This is a genomic window from Paenibacillus sp. R14(2021), from assembly GCF_019431355.1.
GTDB lineage: Bacteria > Bacillota > Bacilli > Paenibacillales > Paenibacillaceae > Paenibacillus_Z.
In genome coordinates, this window is sequence record NZ_CP080269.1 from 5779239 (window position 1) to 5796426 (window position 17188).

Consider the following 17188-nt stretch of genomic DNA (forward strand, 5'->3'; position numbering starts at 1 on the left):
GTTCGGCTGTGTTTTTGTTGAACTAAAGGGCAGGATACGTGATCACTTCGACGAATACCTTAGGAGTCTCACCAATTCCTTACAAATTAAAAGACAGGTGATATCAATGAGACTTTCTCTTAAATATTTCTTGTTAATATTAACTTTCATTCATCTTCTGGGGTGTTCTAATGTCGACTATACAAAAGATTTTAATTTTTCATTTAAGTATGGTGTGATGACTAAAAATGTCCTTAACACATTTGATAATAAATATACAAAGGATCTTGTTCAAAATGGTGTTGTTACAGTTGATTTTGTAATAACCAAAGAGGATAAGAGAAAAATATACGATTATATGAACGACATTGATATTTTCAGTTATCCAAATGAAGTTGAAGGAAATAAAATGGATCCAGCTTCAGGATACATTTTGGAAGTGCAATATGATGGAAAGAAAAAGGTAATAAACTGGATAGGTGGGTTTAAAGAGGATATAGATCAACATCAAGAGTTTAAAGGACTGACGAATTTGATTATCGAGGTAATAGAAAAAAATGAAGTATACAAATCATTACCAAAGAGTAACGGCGCATATGAATAGCTGACTTTGGGGTTATGCTTCCGAATAGGGGCTTCGGATTCGGCATGGTTCATTACGCTAACTGGGAACGTTAGTTCAATAAAGCAGCAGCAGTCTAGGACTTGTGCCGAAAGATTACACGGTGGACCAGGTGCTTGGGAAACGACGACATGCAATCCAAGTACGTAAACTGCAGTTCGGGGAACATCCGACTTACTTATAGAAACAGCGGTAGCTTTGGACTGATGGTATGAAAAAACGGCTGCCGATTCCTCGGCAGCCGTTACGCTTACTGATTATCCACTGCACCTTGTAGCTCGCTGATAAGTTCTTCTGCCGTCATGCCGCCGCTGAAAAACTTGCCGAATACATTCTGCGAGTCATCCTTGAACTTCGGCGTACCGTAGTCGATGCCGAATGCGCCAGGAGTCGACGTGGCATTAAAGAGAATATCAGTCAGGTTCTTTTGGGTTTCGCTTTCCTTGCCGGTCAGCTCATACTTCTGAGCAGGAACGGCTGCACCGGTTTCCCATGCCGTCTTGGCCCATTGATTTTCTTGGAACAGGTAATCCAGAAATTTCTTGGATTCCTCCGGATGCTTGGAGCTGTTGACCAGGGCATAGCCGCCGCCATTCCATGCGAGGAGATCCGTCACTTTAGCCTTGCCATCTTCGGCGACCGGGAATTCAACGACGCCTAGGTTGCTGCGGAACTCGGCCGGCAAGCTTTCATTGGTTGCCATACCGGCTTCCCAAGAGCCCATAAACCACATCGCTGCTCGGCCTTGGGTGAACAGGTTCTGCGATGCCCCGTAGTCAGCGGTCATGAATCCGTCCTGGAACAAGCCTGCTTCACGAAGTTGAGCCATGTACTGCGCGGCTTTCAGGAAGCTCTCGTCATCGCCAAGCTTGATTTTCTTGTCAACAGCATCAAGGAACAGATTGAAGTCACCGCTATAGCGCTGCGCGATAAACTGATAGAGACCGCCGAAGCTCCACAGGTCCTTGCCGTTAATGGACATCGGGATAATCTTCTTGTCCCGGAAAGCTTTCGCGGCTTCGAGCAACTCGGTGAACGTCGTCGGCACTTTGACACCGTTCTCTTCGAACAGCTTCTTGTTGTAGTAGATGACCTCGTAGTCACTGTTGCGCGGCAGTCCGTACACTTTATCGTTGAACGTGAACGATTTGTACACGCCTGGGAGAAAATTGAACTGCTCGCTCTCGTAATCGGCTGGGTTCAGCTCTTTCACATATCCCGCCTGGACCAGCGTATTCAGCTCGGCGCCTCCGTGCACCATCGTCAGATCGATCGGCTCGTTGGAGGCCATGTACGCTTTGAGCTTATTCTTGAAAGGCTCTTCCGCAAGCGCTTCGACTTCGATCTTCACATTCGGGTTTTCTTTCATGTAGTTGTCAATGACCATCTGCTCAGCAAGACCTTGGCCGGACTTCCGGTCGGGAAGGTTGGAGAACAGCCGAAGCGTGACGGCTTCAGCCGAATTGCCTGACGCGTTCTTGGATCCAGCATTCTTCGCATTGCCACCGGCAGTATTAGAAGCGTTAATGGAACTATTGCCGCCGCACGCCGTCAAAGCCATAACAGCTGCAAGGGTCAAAGGCACACCTACGCTGCGCGACCAATTCTTCTTAGACATTCCAAATTCCCCCAAATTCTTATAATGAACTATCGATGAAGTTCTTATCTGTAGGATAACAAAGTCCATATATGGTCGTAAGTAGAGAAAAGATGACGTAGGTGTAGGAATATCGAATCAACTCATCGTCGTATTTCGGAATTGCTTTGGCGTCATCCCTGTATAGCGCTTGAACACTTGGAAGAAATATTTCTCGTCGCTATACCCCACCTCGAAGGCAATGTCCATAATTCTTCGGCTCGGATCTTTAAGAAACTCGCAAGCATGCTCGATGCGAACCTGGTGAAGGAAATCGAGGAAGCTCATCTTCAGATGCTGCTTGAACAATGAGCTGACATAGCCCGGCGTAATGAAGACTTCGTTAGCAATAATCTCGCGGTTAATATCTTTGTTGTAGTTGGATCGAATATAGGCCAGCACGGAATTGAATAGCTTGTTCCCTTGTTTCCGGTCATTGAGCTGTTCGCCGATACGCAATGCCGTCTGCAGCAATTCGTTATGGATATGCTCCACGTTGGACTTGGCCAACTTATGCGTCATATCCTCGAGCAGGTGCCCGAAATATTCGTTGACGTTCAGATCTTTATCGATGCAGAGACGGTATAGGGCAAAATATAACGAGAAGCTGAACTTCAGCACATGATCCTTCGATTGCTTCTCGTTATGTAGCGTTTGCCGGAATAACTCGATATTGCTCCTGATCGTCGCTGCTTCTCCGGTTAGTACGGCGTGCAGGATCATTTTCTCGAGCTCGATCGGGTAGGTGGATTCGGCAGGCTCGTCGTCCATCATCTTTTCATAGTTGATGATTTTTCCCGGCCCCATAAAATATTGCGCATCCAATGTGCTTGTCGCCATCAAGAAAGCATTGCGCAGCTGATCGATTTTTTTGTCAATCCGGCCGACCGCAATGGAGAAGCTCAGCTTCAAGTAGTGTTTGGCGTTTTCCTTCAATTGTTCAATGTGTGGAAGCAATTGAGACACATCTTGTTCTTGGCCGCTATTGAAAATGATGATGATATCGTCCTGGTCTTCAAAGGCGGCGCATTTGGCCACGCCTGCCAGCGTTTCTTCCGCAACATTTTTGAGCCCATATTTGAACAGCTCGTTCTCGAAAGTGCTGTATTGGCTTTGCTTCGCCGCATCCTTATCGATCTGAATCCGCCCGATGCCAAAGTATGGATCCGGAAAAGACAGGCCGCCTAATTCAAGTGTGCTCAATAGTTTGTTAAAGGGGACGTCCTCGGCTAAGACGAGTCGGCTTAAGGCATTCTCCTTCAGTAAAGGAAGGCTCTCGCGGAACCCATCCTCCAGACGCTCCATCACCATTCGCTGCTTGTTCGCGGTGTGAATTTCCTCGCATAGCTTTAACACGGTACTGAGAATTTCTTGTCTCCTGCTTGGCTTCAATAGGTAATCGCTTGCGCCTAGCGAGAGCGCCTTCTTCGCGTAGTTGAAATCATCGTAACCGCTCATAATAATCGATTTGATGTGCGGGTATTGATCCCTCAGGCATTCGATCAAACGCAAGCCGTCCATCTCCGGCATTCGGATGTCGGTTAGCACAATATCGACATGATGCTCCTTCAGCAGTTCCAAAGCTCCTACGCCATCGCGGGCTTCTGCGGCAATGCGGATCCCGTGCTCTTGCCAGTCGATTAAGGATCGGACGCCGTAGCGGGCCCTCTCCTCATCATCGACGATCATCAATTGAATCATCTTCGGCCTCCTGTGTTTCCGTCATCACGGGAATCTTTAATTCGACCTTGGTGCCTTGTCCTAGCTGGCTGGTATAAGACAGCTTAAACTGATCGTTATAGTAGTGACGGAGCCGCTGGATAATATTTTGAATTGCGTATCCGCCTATTTCATGCGAGGTATACACATCGCTATCTTTCTTCAGCTTCGTAATCTCTTGAAGGTCCTCGACGCTCATCCCGATGCCATTGTCCGTTACGGTAAAGTGAATATAACCGTCTTCCAACCATCCGTTAATATGAACATATCCGCCTTCCCGTTTGCGCTCGATCCCGTGAATCAAGGCGTTCTCGATAAAGGGCTGAAGACATAGCTTCAATAGGACGTACTGATCCAGCTCGTCCGGAATGTCGACTCGATACGTGAGTTTGTCATTGAACCGCATTTGCTGCAGCGACAAGTACTGCTGGATAAACTCCTTTTCTTTACCTACACTGGTGAAGCTCTTCCCCTGGTTCAAGCTAAGCCGGAATAAGCGCGATAAGGTGATGACCATTTCGCTAATATGCTCTTGGCCGGCTCTCTCGGCCTCCCAGAATATCATATCCAGCATGTTATAGAGGAAGTGGGGATTAATCTGAGACTGCAAAGCTTTCAGCTCGGCTTGACGTTCCTTTAATTGAAGCACATACGCTTCATCGACCAAGGTCTTAATGTTCGCGACCATTTTATTATAGCCCTGGCCCAGCAAGCCGATCTCATCCTGATATTTCACTTCGACGCGTTCTTCAAAGTGACCGTTCTGGAAGCGTCTCATCGAGATAAGCAGCTTCTTCACTGGCGCGGTCAAGATGTGGCTGAGCGCCATACTTAGCGGCAGGCTAAGGAAGATGCAAGCCATGATGACAAGCATGACGAACAATTTGATCGAATCCAATTGCTTCGTTAACAGACTGATCGGAACGGCATACAGAATGAGCCAGCCGTTATCCGTCTTGCTATACGTGAGCAGCAGCTCTTCTCCCTTAGAGGTCGTAATGACGGAATCGCTCTGTTGTCGACTCTTCGTCAATGACAGTAAGTCTATGCTATAGAAATCTTTGCCGGCGGATATAAGCGGTGTGCCGCTCTGGTCCAGCACCATGATGCCGTGATCTTCGTCGTACATATTTCGCAAGTATTGATTTCGGATCGTCTGGTGGTTTACCCCTACGAATATAAACCCTAGCTTCTCCCCGTTTAAAGTGCTTCTGATAATCCTGCTCATGCCAATTTTTTCTTTGGCGTTATATTCGATGAACAGATTTTCCTGATCCGTTAGCGGGAACCAGTAGGCGGCACCGTTCCGCCGAGAGGTTTCGTCATAGATGGCGCTGCTGCGTATCTGGTCGGATGTACCAGGTCCGCTGCTCCCGTCCTTGGCCACTTGATAGAGCGGCTCGCTCGTCGTTCCATACAGGGCGATATAATCCACGCTGCCTGTAATGAGCATTTGATCCATGATCGATGCGGTGGGACCGGAGTACAGGGCGGCTTCCAGATCGGATTCCGAAGAACGCTGCTGCAGGCTTTTTTGCACGACCGAGGAGAGAATGAATACGGTGACCCAATCCGAGATCGATTTCTGCATGCTGGATAAATTGCTGTTGACGACTTGCGTGACCGATAGGCTGGACGTGCTCACATTCTCGATGATCTGGGATTTGGATGTGGTATAGGAATAGTAGCCTAACGAGATCGAGACCAGGGTCGTCATGAAAAGGATGATAATGATGAATTTCTTCTTGATGCTGAGATTGAAAAAGTATCGGCTCATAATAGGCCAGGTTTCCCTTCATTAAATGGATGTAATCCAGTTTAGCTCGCAGTCTTCAATTGTACAACAACCGGAATCGAGGTTTAGCTATTTCTCAACCTTTTGCATCTTTTCTCTACTTACTCCTCAAAATCGTCTTGCTATGATATTGAAAAGAGATGATCTTGGAGGGAGATGCACCATGCATAAAGTACTCAACGACAGGCTCGCCATATTTTTGTTTGTATTTCCCGGGCTTGCGTTTTTCGTTTTAACGTTCGTAGCACCTATCATTCTGAGCGGCTACTATTCCTTCACGGAGACGCTGGCACCAGGGACGCCCGTGACCATGGTAGGGTTTAACAATTATACAGAGATCTTATTTCATGACGAACGCTTCTGGCTGTCTTTGCGGAATGCCTTGCTATTGGGAGTAGGGTTCGTAATCATTCAGCATCCCATCTGTATCTTATTTGCCATTATGCTTGATCGCATAGGCGGTAAGGCTGAGAAATGGTTTCGGACGATATTTTTCATCCCGTGCGTCATTTCCGTAGTCGTCATCTCGAGAATGTGGCTGTCCGTGCTCGATCCTACGTTCGGAATCGTTAATAAAATCTTGGCATCGATCGGACTTGCCGATTTGCAGCATGCGTGGCTTGGCGATGCCAGTACGGCGCTGGGGTCGTTATTGAGCATTCTGATCTGGTCTGGCTTCGGCTGGGGACTTCTGTTCTATTACGCGGGGGTAAAAGGCATCCCGGCCGACATGTACGAGGCGGCTCGTCTGGACGGAGCTTCGGGTATCAAGCTGCACTGGACCATTACGGTACCTCTGTTGTCCCCGGTTATTACGGTGCAGATTACGCTCGCGATCATCATGGCATTGAAACAGATGGAGACGGTATTCCTCACCACCAATGGCGGACCGGGCGATTCTACGCAATTCCTGGCTGTCTACCTGTACAATCAGGCGTTCTCTGCCAGCAACTACGGCTATGCGAATGCGATCTCGATCCTGTTCATCCTCGTTTGCTTAATAATCACTTTCGTATTGAATACCTTGACCAAGAACAAAAATTTGGACTTCTAAGGAGAGATAAAGATGACGAAATCAAAACGCACCGCGCTCTGGATCTTTTTCCTCCTAGTGGCATGCGTCCAGCTGTTTCCACTCGTATGGCTCACTAATTTTTCCCTGGTGGAGTCCAGCGAGTTCTTCTCGGAGAAGGTGCTCGTCTGGCCCGATTCGATCAAATGGGATAACTACATCAATGCTTGGGTAGACGGTAACTTTCTTCATTATTTATGGAACAGCGTGCTTGTATCGGCCGTTACCATCGTGCTCACGGTTGTGATCTCGATCTCCATGGCCTATGCCTTTACGAGGATGACATGGAGGTGGCGCCCATTCTTCTATGCGGTCATTCTGCTTGGTATTATGATTCCGATTCATGCGACGCTGCTGCCGAACTTCACCATCTTCAAGATGCTCGGATTGACGAATTCCTACTGGGGGCTCATTCTTCCTTACACCTCGGTGTCGGTGCCGTTCAGCACCTTTATCTTAACTGGTTTCATGCGCAGTATCCCCATTGAGATCGAGGAATCAGGAGTCATGGACGGGGCGAGCATCTATCGGATTGTGTTCCAGATCATCCTCCCGCTGACGATGCCTGCCGTTGTCACGGTTACCGTTACCACATTCCTTACGTGCTGGAATGAATTCATTATGGCTTACACCTTCATTAGCGACGAAGCCTTCAAAACATTGCCGTTCTCTGTCATGAATTTTGCGGGCCAATATTCATCGGACTATGGTTCTCAATTTGCGGTTATGGTGCTGACCTCGATCCCGGCGATTGTCATTTACGCCTTGTTTAATGAGAAGATCACGAAAGGTGTTATGGCTGGAGCTGTGAAAGGATAGTTCACACCTTGAATAAGCTTGCGATGCCAACTGTGATGTCGACCTGTGGCATGTTTCGTTTGAAGCGATGATACGAGCTAGACCTTGAGCATTAGTCTGAATTCCAACGGGTGTCATTCCTTCCAGCGCCCGAAAGCATTTGCCAAAGTAACTGCTCTGGGAGAAGCCGGATTCCAATGCGATGTTTTTAATCGATAAAATCGTGGAGGACAATAGCTGTTTGGCTTGCAGAATTCTGGATTCCAACAAAAAATTAGGAAAAGACTTTCCGAACTGCTGATTGGATTTGCGGCTAAAGTAGTCTTGCCTTCGTAATAAAGATAACCTTTGCCCCCAATTACAAGATGCAAATTATAGTAACGACCACACTGTAGCCACCAATAAAGTCGGGGAAGCATACATGCCGCCAAAAAAGCGGTTTGGGGAAGAAAATCTGCTCTTTCTTAAAGCATCTCGAATACACAAAAATATAATATAAATCGAAACGATAGGAGGCAGTGTTGATGGCTAAATCGATTCAGATGAATGAGTTAACACTTGGCGTTTGTTATTATCCGGAGCATTGGCCGGAGGAATTATGGGAAGACGACTTCCGACGTATGCGGGAGATGAATATATCTGTTATTCGGATGGCGGAATTCGCTTGGGCGATGCTTGAGCCGGAGGAAGGGAGATTTGATTTCCGCTTCTTTCGCCGCGTGATGGATTTGGCGCATCAATATGGATTGAAGGTCATTCTGGGGACACCCACTGCGACACCGCCCGCTTGGTTAACGCATAAGTATCCCGAGGTACTGAACGCGAATGTGGAAGGTGTCCTATATAGACATGGTATGCGGCGCCATTACAACTACAGCAGCCCTAAGTATAGGGAATTATGCGCTAGAATTGTGCGGAATATGGTAGAAGCTTATAAAGAACATCCTTCAGTAATCGGGTGGCAAATTGATAATGAGTTGAATTGCGAGACGAATGAATTCTATTCGGAAGCCGATCATATCGCTTTTAGAGCGTGGTTACAGGAGCGATATGGTTCGCTTAATAACTTGAATCATGCTTGGGGCACGGTATTTTGGAGTCAGACCTATACCGATTGGGAGCAAGTTTACCTAACCCGGCCTATGGTCAATCATTCGCCGAATCCGCATTTGGCTTTGGACGAGAAGCGGTTTATCTCCGCAAATACATTTTCGTTCGCGAAGATCCAAGCCGATATTATTCGAGAGCTGTCGCCACAACATTGGGTCACCACGAATGGCACATTCGGTCACCTGGATAACCATGAGTTAACGGACGAGCTTCTGGATTTCTTCTCATATGATTCTTATCCGCAATTCTCGACCATCTTCCCAAGTAGCGACGAGAACCCGCTTGGAGACCGGGCTTGGAGCATGAACTTGTCCAACGTCCGATCCATGTCGCCTAACTTTTGTATCATGGAGCAGCAAGCTGGTCCAGGAGGCTGGGTTGATCGTATTGAGATGGGGAGTCCTAGACCGGGTCAAATCCGATTGTGGTCCTATCAGTCCGTCCTGCACGGAACCGATCTGCTGGTCTACTTCCGTTGGCGTACGGCTACCTTTGGCACCGAGATTTATTGGCATGGGATCAACGATTACCACAACCGGCCGAATCGGAGAGTACGTGAAGTGGCTCAGGTAGGAGAGGAGTTCGCGAAGATCGGCAGCTTCATCGCAGGGACGGCCTATCAGGCAGAAGTCGCGATTATGCAAGACTATGACAATGTCTGGGACGGGGAATTGGACAAATGGCATGGACCGCTTCAGCGGCAGAGTGTACGTTCCTGGTATAAGCAGCTTCAATACCAGCATATTCCTACAGACTTGATTACATTGGGAACGAAGACCAAGCTGGAGGCCCTATTACAATACAAGGTCATTGTTTATCCTCACCCTGCGATTATGACAGATGAAACCGCAACGCTGATGACGCAATATGTGGAGCACGGAGGGAAGCTGGTCTTCGGCGCTAGGACCGGGTATAAGGACACATACGGACAATGCTATATGCAGCCATTCCCGGGACCGGTTGCCGGGCTTTGCGGAATCACCGTCGAGGATTTCACATTAATTAAAGGCACCATCGGTGCATCCGAGCTGCATTGGGAAGGCAGCCGTTTGCCTTCCGGTACAAAGGCAGTCGGGTTCAATGAAGTGCTGAGCGTCGAGAGCCCCGACGTGGAAGTTGTAGCTGCGTATGCAACCGAATACTACAAAGGACAGCCTGCATTAACTCGGCGAGCTGTAGGACAAGGTAAGGTATGGTATTATGGCGCTGCATTCAGCGAGCCGGTTGTGGATGCACTGATCGATGAAATGGAACTTACCTCTCCGGCTGCTGACTGGTTAGACGCACCGGCCGAAGTCGAGGTCGGCATTCGCTCTGCGAATGGCTCCTCCTTTCTGTTCGTATTGAATTACTCCGGTGAGCAGGTCACGCTCACGCTGAAGAAATCAACGGTAGACCTTTTAACCGGAGCGGAGCTGGATGGAACGATTGAAATGCCGGCTTATGGTGTTATGGTCATGAAGATATTAACGCCATAATGGCTGGAGTACCAATGATGACAAGTCGTTTTTAATCCACAAAAAGACGAGACGCTGAAAGGCATCTTAAGAGTGTCGAGAAAGTCTCGACACTCTTTCTTGTATGCCACGCATAGCGATTAACTAGGTGGTGAAAGCCCACTCTGGGGTTTACCAACCACTAGCCAGGAGCTCTCATCGCATTGTGCAACAAACTCATTCGCATCCTATTCGGCATTTTAAAAAGGGATTTCCGCAACTGGACTTGGTAACTATGGGCATCTATTGCAAACAGCCGTAGTTGATCGAAAAGCCCGAACAATTAGACGGGATCAATAACCAAACAGCGGCGGTCTAAGACTTGAAAACTAAAGTCTTAGACTCCCGCTGTGAACTTACCCGTTCATTCAGTAATTCTCACCGCGATATTAACGATCAAGCTTATGCTCCAAGTGAGCAAGCTGCGCTTTCTTCTCCTCCATATCATCGAGAAGCTTTTGCTTCTGGACTTGAATGAGCTTAATTCTCTGAGGGACGGGGAACGATAGTTTAACGAATCAAGGAGTAGTTCGCCGCGGCACCTGCTTCTTTTGTTTATTAAAGGAGGGCTCAGCGTATATTCTCGTTAAAATGTTGGTGGCACCCCTAAACGCTCTTCCAAAATCACGCGCAGCTCATCGGGAATCCGTTCGAACTCGACACCTTTCCCCAAAAACAAAAGCCAATCCGCATAATACGCCAGCGAATCAAATTCGGTCACATCCAGTTGAATATTGAAAATCCCGCTCGACTGAAACATCCCGGTGAATGACAAAATAATTCCCGGGGGGTGCATGCGCTTAAAACGTTGAATCCCAGTCGAATCAAGCCTCACAACAAGATTGGACGCCCGTGCAAAAAGCAGTTTTTTGTTTAAAATCTCTTGCTCCGACCACTTCAACTCCCGTTCAGAAATTGCCGAATCCCGCAGCATCACAACAGGCAAATAACGAAACTCATTCGTATCTAGATCAAAAACCTCGACCAGCCACTGAGCGTTCGAATTAAATATATGCAGCAAAAAAACGTCCATCAATTGCGGCCAGCCAGGATTCAGCTCATAAGTCAAGCGCAAGTGTTTATCCCGCACGGCAAGCGAAATCAGCTGGTTCAGCTCCTCAGGCGCCGCATCATCGAGCTCCAATAAATTCGGATTGGAAGGATTCGTATTTTCAAAAAGCAAGATATGGTTCAGCTCGATTAGCTCGTCTTGCTGGGTTTGCGACGCGATGCCTATGAGTTTTTCAGTGATTGAGCGGCGATTTTGCAGATAAGGCAGCTGCGAATTCTTCGAGGCGATAAAGCTGATAAAAATCGCTTTTAGCTCTTCTGGCGTGAAGCGGACGGAGGGCAGATACTGATTTTGCAGGACATTGTATCCGCCGCCGCGCCCAAGCTCGGTCGTCAGCGGAAAACCCATCGCCTGAATCTCGTTAATGTCGCGAATCGCCGTTGCGCGGGAAATCTTGAACTCCCGCTGAATCTCGGCAATCGTAAAATGCGCGCGGTTATTGATGTAGCGCATTGATCAGGTTCACTCGTTCTGTTTTTTTCATGATTTTATTGTATCAAAAAAGTAGCAGAAAGCACGAAGATGAAAATAAAAAGTATCATTTTTTGATACATTCTGAAAATAGAATCAATCTTATAAGAAACAAATATAAATCCACAAAGGAGAGAACAAAATGTCTAACTACGCCATCAAAACAATCTCGGAAAACTACAAAATGACTGCTTTCGGTGTTTCACTTGAGGACTACAACGACTGGGCGGGTAATGCAGCAAAAACTGCGGCGAAAAAAGCCGAAATCACTGAAAACAACAAGCTTGCCGAACTTCTAACGCTCGCGGACGGGCAAGAGTACCAGATCAATTACGTCGTCAACGGCAAGGCTTGGCGCGGCTTCGGCGTGATGGGCGAGTTCGACGCGGGAGGCGCGGACGTCCTCGATATTCTCGCTGGCGACTACCTCGTCGTGCCTGGAACAAGCGCTGACAAAGACCGTCTTGCTGACGAAATCACAGGCAAAGTGTTCGGCGGCTTGCTGCAAGAAATCACGGACTACAAGTACGTTGGTCCTGGTAACTCGACATTCGTGAAAGCAGCCGAAAACGGAGAATTCTACGGCGAAATGTGGCTTCGCGTACAAAAAGTCGAAGGCTAATTCCTGAATAGGAGGAGAACCCACATGGCAAATTACACGTTGGAACACAAAAAATCATTCACATTGACCGCGTACGGTTTTTCAATCCAATCGAATTTCCAAGACATGCCGGCGATGCAAAAGGAAAAGGCCGAGTTTTGGGGCGGGCTCAAAGCGGACGGACGTTTCGAAAAGCTCAAAAACGCCGCGAAGGACGATCGCGAATGGTCCGTTAACGAGGTTTATCAAGGCAAACCGTGGAATTATTTTGCGGTAGCAGCCGGCAAATCAGTGGCAGACGCAACGCGCCTCATCGAGTTTCCGGAGAGCGAGTACATCGTGGTCGCGGGAAATGGCGACAAGGAAACGTTGTTCGATCAGCTCACTTACCGCGCTTTTGGCGAAGTCTTATCCCAAATCACCGACTATGCTTACATCGGCGGTCCGAACGCGACGTATCGCAAAGATAACGGAGACGGCACATTCTACGGCGAATTTTGGGTGCCTGTTGTTAAAAAATAATACGAATGCCCAATCTTGTCCGAAAGAAGTCCGCGGTTTCTGCGGGCTTTTTCGTTTATCGGATCAAGGTGAATGCCATTAAGCTAAACATTCCTGTTAAGGCTAAGAAATCACCTTTGTCAAAAAAGGAGCGCCTCGGTATGATGGGTTTGTCCACAACACATCAAGGAGGCGCTCTTATCATGAAGTTTAAACAATCGGAAGTACAAAATCAACGTATCGAACGAATTTCCACCTCGCATCTAATTGTAGGGATCGACATGGCAAAGGAAACTCTTGTGGCACAGGCTACAAATTATCGTGGGATTGGACTGACGAATCGGCATCTTTCATTTAGCAATACCATAGAGGGGTTTGAAAAGCTGCAGCGGTGGATGGAAGGGATTCAGCAAAAGCACCGTTTAGGCAATGTAATCATAGGCATGGAGCGACAGGTCTTTATTGGTGGAACCTGGCCAACTGGCTTACAAGTAAAGCGATGCAAGTTGTCATAGTTAATCCAGAAAAACGACAAAACGAAATAAAGAAAACCGTGACAACTGTCAATCGAAGAGTGACCCTAAAGATGCGCTCGTCATTGCAGATGTAGTAAGCCGAGGCTACTACTACGAACATACGAAACAGACCCACGTTTTTCAGCGGTTGCGGACCCTGATCATCTCGAATGCGGAGCTAAGCGAACGCTATAACCAATATTATAGTTAACTGCCGTCAGAGGAGATCCCTACGGTAATCCGTCTGGCGTCGTACACGACGAATTCCGATTGGGCGAAGGAGTTCGAGTTCGGACTTCATACTTTGACAGAGGGGCTGGCGGTTAAGCCTCAATAGAATTCAGCTAACTGGGAAGCGATAGCGAGATCAATGAAAGGGCCACCCCGCATAGGGTGGCCCTTAAACTGGATCGGCTACAGTAAGTTGGACAGATAAATTGAGGGCGAGTAGAATGAGCAAAACAGACAAGGAGCGAAACTGGATCGGCTACAGTAAGTTGGACAGATAAATTGAGGGCTAGTAGAATGAGCAAAACAGTACACTATTGCTTCGGGGAAGTTGCCGATCAATAATTAAGGATCAATTGCAAGCAAACTTCAAGCATGTTAGCGCTAAAGTGTATGATGGTTATTTCTTCAAGAGTGAATTAAATATCATTCCGGATGTTATTGTTGAATTTCCGGACGAAGTTTGGACGTTCGATTATGTTACAGGTACAAAGACTGATCAATACCAACGTTATTTATTAAAAAAGCAGGAAACGTATGCTTCCCAAGGATTCAAATCCTTCTTTCTCTTTGATGAATCACAACTCGTCATTAAGGAAGGTAACAGGGCAATTGCACTAAGCAAGGGCGAAAAAGGGTCACTACGGTTTCATCCAAGCGACAAACATTGGGAAGATGTTTTAATTGAACTTTCAAACCACTTTGGGTTCGAAGCAATTGTTCCGAATCAACGTTTACAACTTGCGGACCATAAGGTTCACTGGATATTATGTGTGACTGATGAATTCAATGGTCAAAAGTTTAAAATCTCGCAGCTAGAGATTAGTCAATTCCAACGATCACAAATACCGGATCAGTGGTATATGATTATTGGCCGGAGCCAGTCGGTATCATTTACAGATTTGTTTCGCTATAACCGGGATACTCATCAGTTTTCATGGGAAAGTAGTCAAATTGACGCTGAGGAGCTTAACGAAATCGTTGCAACAGCAGAGCATCGGCACCAGCAAATTGAAGATGACCGACAAGCCATGCAAGAGGAACATGAGAGAAAACGGCGTCAATATGAGGAGCAGCGTCGAAAAAATCCTGAGAACGGCTGGACGTTTAGCGACATCGCCTTTGGTGGGAGAGTTCGACCATCCTCCGACTTCCAAGAACCAGAGCAGTATAAACCAACCATTTTCGATAAGAACACTGAGGAGAGAGTGAAGGATTGCCTGCGTGTTCTCTCCATTATGGAAAGCACAGACTTTCCCCAAACAAACCCTGCTTTCGTCGATCGAATAATAGAATGCCGAGATGATCTTGACTTGTTTCATCGAACGGGGGAGTTACCAAAACGAATAGCAGGGAACATCCAGATGATGAAATATGCGTTGCAAATTGATTAGCTTCGAGTCGGCTGGAATGATTGCAGCTACTTTTTTTAAAAGTGCAAATAGATAGGGGATTTGTGAATGAAAATCACGATTGAAATGAGTAAAGGTGCTTATCCAATAGCCAAAAAGGTATATGCGGGTCAGCTGTCTAGGTTTGATGGCAAAGTAGAAATTAACAAATCAACAGGGATGAATGAAGGTTCGGCCCAAGCATTTTTAGTTATTTTTCTTGCAATGATGAACGGAGAAACATATAAGCGGGCTTTTAACAATGAAACTAATGATTTCTTGTTGGAGAGCATTAAACAGGATTTTGGCCTCTATTATTATAACAATGCCCTAAATGCAGTTCAAAAGCATATTAATTATTACTCCACATTAGGAAAGGGGAATCTTACTGGTTTACAGAGAATCGTGGACAGAAAAGTAATAGAGCTAAAGATGCAAGGGTAGCAGGCGGTGTGACGTGCCACTCGACATTGCCGCGACCAAACGTTCGACGACCAACGAGTGAATGCGGGGTGCCTACGCGACTTCGCGTGATCGCAGGCGGTTACTACATCGCGCCTGGCGTAGCATTGCTTGGGGTAAAATGGATATTAGGCTGTCGAAACTTGAAATGGGGAAGCGTGATGAATTCATATATTCTAGATAGCGCTCTGCTCGCTGAATTCAAGCAAGCCGTAAGCGATCATGATGATTTCCTAATTAACACATACAACAACTACAATGGTAAGAACCTTTGGAGCTTAATTTGCTCTGCAAAGGACTGGATCACCGTTAGCGTGAACGGTTTGCCGTACATCGACTTGAACCACTCTCATGACGATGTTCGTTCATTGAATGTTCTGCAATTGATTACGACATACGATATTGTTCTTCAATCCATCGAGCAGCTTTTTCGTGTTTTCGAGATGGAATACCCACTAAAGAAGGACGATGCGGTATTTAATGCGGCAGTTCCTGACGATGCGTATTTCGCGCAGATCCGGGCATGCTTCGGAGCGCATCCAGTCGACTTAAGGAGTGCTGATGGAACGAAGAGTACGGATAAGTACTTCGCTTCTTGGTCTAGTGATATCAGCAGTATTGGGGGTAACGGAGATTATTCGGTTAATCTCTACAGCAACAATCCCGATACAGTTCAACCTATTCGCTTCTCGATGAGCTTCGCCAAAATTCATGAGTATACGATTAAACGATACTCCCTCTTATCGGATGTGATCATCGTAATTGAGACAAAGCATGGTATCTTTATCGAGGAGCAGCGGCGGAAGGAGATCGGGCGCAGCTCCGATGTTGTCGAGCAGCTCCAAATTCTTTTGAAGGAGAACAGTATTCGAATTCGTCAGCGTGATGGGTATCATCATGACATTCAGACTCTAATTGAGCTGTTCACTGCCCCGCAGGACTTCCCCGAGCAGGAACGTCAAGAAGTAGTACAATACCTTAAATCACTGCGTATATTGGTCGATGAGCTATACGAAGCATTCCAGAGCATGACTTTTGGTGAAGATGGTATGGCTCATGGACACCTACTACATTCGAGATCCCCTAAGTTCCAAGGGCTACATTACGATCTGGAGAAAGTGTTCGAGTACCTGAATAATCCTTATTTCAGTTCTGAACGTGTCGATCACCACCTCAGACGTCTTATCAGTGAGGGGGTTTTACCGCCCTACGTTAGTCGGCAGACGGACAAGCTCGACCTGCAGCTCCTGCTTTTAGCTAAGCTTACTGAGATATGATACATTAAAAACTGATAAGTAATCTTGTAAATTGGGAAAGAATTCGCGAGACACATGATTAATAGATTACCAGGAATGGAAAACGGCAACCGGCCACTGGCCGGTTGCCATTGCTTCTTTGAAGAAGGCTAGGATGCACATTGCTGCCTAGCGTGCATCGAGCGGTCGGACGCGGATTACGACTGCAGAGAATAAGCGGAGCCGGCGCCTGGAAACCCGCGTCGTTACTTGTTAAAGCCGACTCTTCTTGTTAGAATGTCGCCTTCGGTTCCTTTTGCCGTAAACGTCTGACCTTTCTTTGCTGGCATTAAAAGTGCACCCCCTAGATTTTCACCGGATAAACCAGGGGTTTATTCCAATGTCTATTCTAAGGGGTGCACTTCAGCTAAGAGCTGGGGGCTTTTTGTATGTTAAGCCCTACGGTATAATAGATTTGCAGGAAA

The 17188-nt window shown here is 47.0% G+C and carries 14 protein-coding genes and 1 pseudogene; 10 read left to right on the top strand and 5 right to left on the bottom strand.

The window, feature by feature from the left end:
• Positions 1-106 precede the first annotated feature (106 nt).
• Positions 107-583 (top strand): hypothetical protein, encoded by a 477-nt coding sequence (locus KXU80_RS26860; protein ID WP_219836129.1) that lies wholly within the window; start codon positions 107-109, stop codon positions 581-583.
• A 268-nt stretch (positions 584-851) separates the two neighbouring features.
• Here the strand turns inward: KXU80_RS26860 and KXU80_RS26865 are convergent, their stop codons facing one another.
• The 3 genes from KXU80_RS26865 to KXU80_RS26875 form a co-directional block, all read right to left on the bottom strand.
• On the bottom strand, positions 852-2219 hold the full coding sequence (locus KXU80_RS26865) for an ABC transporter substrate-binding protein (protein WP_219836130.1): 1368 nt from the start codon (positions 2217-2219) through the stop codon (positions 852-854).
• Positions 2220-2336: 117 nt separating this feature from the next.
• Positions 2337-3938 carry a response regulator transcription factor gene (locus tag KXU80_RS26870; RefSeq protein WP_219836131.1) on the bottom strand — a complete coding sequence of 534 codons (1602 nt, stop codon included), beginning with the start codon at positions 3936-3938 and terminating at the stop codon, positions 2337-2339.
• Positions 3913-5733: a sensor histidine kinase gene (locus KXU80_RS26875; protein WP_219836132.1), complete on the bottom strand. Its 1821-nt coding sequence runs from the start codon at positions 5731-5733 to the stop codon at positions 3913-3915. The genes KXU80_RS26870 and KXU80_RS26875 overlap by 26 nt, the downstream gene beginning before the upstream one ends.
• A 181-nt stretch (positions 5734-5914) precedes the next feature.
• Here KXU80_RS26875 and KXU80_RS26880 point away from each other — a divergent pair, with 181 nt between their 5' ends.
• Positions 5915-6805 (top strand): carbohydrate ABC transporter permease, encoded by an 891-nt coding sequence (locus tag KXU80_RS26880; protein WP_219836133.1) that lies wholly within the window; start codon positions 5915-5917, stop codon positions 6803-6805.
• A 12-nt stretch (positions 6806-6817) separates the two neighbouring features.
• Positions 6818-7642 carry a carbohydrate ABC transporter permease gene (locus KXU80_RS26885; RefSeq protein WP_219836134.1) on the top strand — a complete coding sequence of 275 codons (825 nt, stop codon included), beginning with the start codon at positions 6818-6820 and terminating at the stop codon, positions 7640-7642.
• A gap of 147 nt (positions 7643-7789) precedes the next feature.
• On the opposite strand, the pseudogene KXU80_RS28235 reads toward KXU80_RS26885, so the two are convergent.
• Positions 7790-7891 (bottom strand): annotated as a pseudogene (locus KXU80_RS28235) (AraC family transcriptional regulator); the annotation flags it as partial.
• Positions 7892-8145: 254 nt separating this feature from the next.
• On the opposite strand from KXU80_RS28235, the gene KXU80_RS26890 reads away from it, so the two are divergent.
• On the top strand, positions 8146-10209 hold the full coding sequence (locus KXU80_RS26890) for a beta-galactosidase (protein WP_219836135.1): 2064 nt from the start codon (positions 8146-8148) through the stop codon (positions 10207-10209).
• Between the two features lie 604 nt (positions 10210-10813).
• Here KXU80_RS26890 and KXU80_RS26895 read toward each other — a convergent pair.
• Positions 10814-11752 (bottom strand): helix-turn-helix transcriptional regulator, encoded by a 939-nt coding sequence (locus KXU80_RS26895; protein WP_219836136.1) that lies wholly within the window; start codon positions 11750-11752, stop codon positions 10814-10816.
• A 160-nt stretch (positions 11753-11912) separates the two neighbouring features.
• Between KXU80_RS26895 and KXU80_RS26900 the strand changes: the two genes are divergently transcribed.
• The 6 genes from KXU80_RS26900 to KXU80_RS26925 all read left to right on the top strand — a co-directional run bounded on the left by KXU80_RS26900 (position 11913) and on the right by KXU80_RS26925 (position 16745).
• Positions 11913-12392, top strand: coding sequence for a hypothetical protein (locus KXU80_RS26900; RefSeq protein WP_219836137.1), 480 nt, complete (start codon positions 11913-11915; stop codon positions 12390-12392).
• A 24-nt stretch (positions 12393-12416) separates the two neighbouring features.
• Positions 12417-12893 (top strand): GyrI-like domain-containing protein, encoded by a 477-nt coding sequence (locus tag KXU80_RS26905; RefSeq protein ID WP_219836138.1) that lies wholly within the window; start codon positions 12417-12419, stop codon positions 12891-12893.
• Positions 12894-13075: 182 nt separating this feature from the next.
• A complete protein-coding gene (locus KXU80_RS26910) occupies positions 13076-13387 on the top strand; it encodes a hypothetical protein (protein ID WP_258171172.1) in 312 nt (103 codons plus the stop codon).
• Positions 13388-13971: 584 nt separating this feature from the next.
• Positions 13972-15009, top strand: coding sequence for a hypothetical protein (locus tag KXU80_RS26915; protein WP_219836139.1), 1038 nt, complete (start codon positions 13972-13974; stop codon positions 15007-15009).
• Positions 15010-15075: 66 nt separating this feature from the next.
• Complete coding sequence (locus KXU80_RS26920; RefSeq protein ID WP_219836140.1) at positions 15076-15450, top strand: hypothetical protein; 375 nt, start codon at positions 15076-15078, stop codon at positions 15448-15450.
• A gap of 86 nt (positions 15451-15536) precedes the next feature.
• Positions 15537-16745: a hypothetical protein gene (locus KXU80_RS26925; RefSeq protein WP_219836141.1), complete on the top strand. Its 1209-nt coding sequence runs from the start codon at positions 15537-15539 to the stop codon at positions 16743-16745.
• Positions 16746-17188: the final 443 nt, after the last annotated feature.

Coding starts and splice junctions, on each gene's coding strand:
- KXU80_RS26860 (WP_219836129.1), top strand. CDS start 107: ATGAGACTTTCTCTTAAATATTTCTTGTTAATATTAACTTTCATTCAT.
- KXU80_RS26865 (WP_219836130.1), bottom strand. CDS start 2,219: ATGTCTAAGAAGAATTGGTCGCGCAGCGTAGGTGTGCCTTTGACCCTT.
- KXU80_RS26870 (WP_219836131.1), bottom strand. CDS start 3,938: ATGATTCAATTGATGATCGTCGATGATGAGGAGAGGGCCCGCTACGGC.
- KXU80_RS26875 (WP_219836132.1), bottom strand. CDS start 5,733: ATGAGCCGATACTTTTTCAATCTCAGCATCAAGAAGAAATTCATCATT.
- KXU80_RS26880 (WP_219836133.1), top strand. CDS start 5,915: ATGCATAAAGTACTCAACGACAGGCTCGCCATATTTTTGTTTGTATTT.
- KXU80_RS26885 (WP_219836134.1), top strand. CDS start 6,818: ATGACGAAATCAAAACGCACCGCGCTCTGGATCTTTTTCCTCCTAGTG.
- KXU80_RS26890 (WP_219836135.1), top strand. CDS start 8,146: ATGGCTAAATCGATTCAGATGAATGAGTTAACACTTGGCGTTTGTTAT.
- KXU80_RS26895 (WP_219836136.1), bottom strand. CDS start 11,752: ATGCGCTACATCAATAACCGCGCGCATTTTACGATTGCCGAGATTCAG.
- KXU80_RS26900 (WP_219836137.1), top strand. CDS start 11,913: ATGTCTAACTACGCCATCAAAACAATCTCGGAAAACTACAAAATGACT.
- KXU80_RS26905 (WP_219836138.1), top strand. CDS start 12,417: ATGGCAAATTACACGTTGGAACACAAAAAATCATTCACATTGACCGCG.
- KXU80_RS26910 (WP_258171172.1), top strand. CDS start 13,076: ATGAAGTTTAAACAATCGGAAGTACAAAATCAACGTATCGAACGAATT.
- KXU80_RS26920 (WP_219836140.1), top strand. CDS start 15,076: ATGAAAATCACGATTGAAATGAGTAAAGGTGCTTATCCAATAGCCAAA.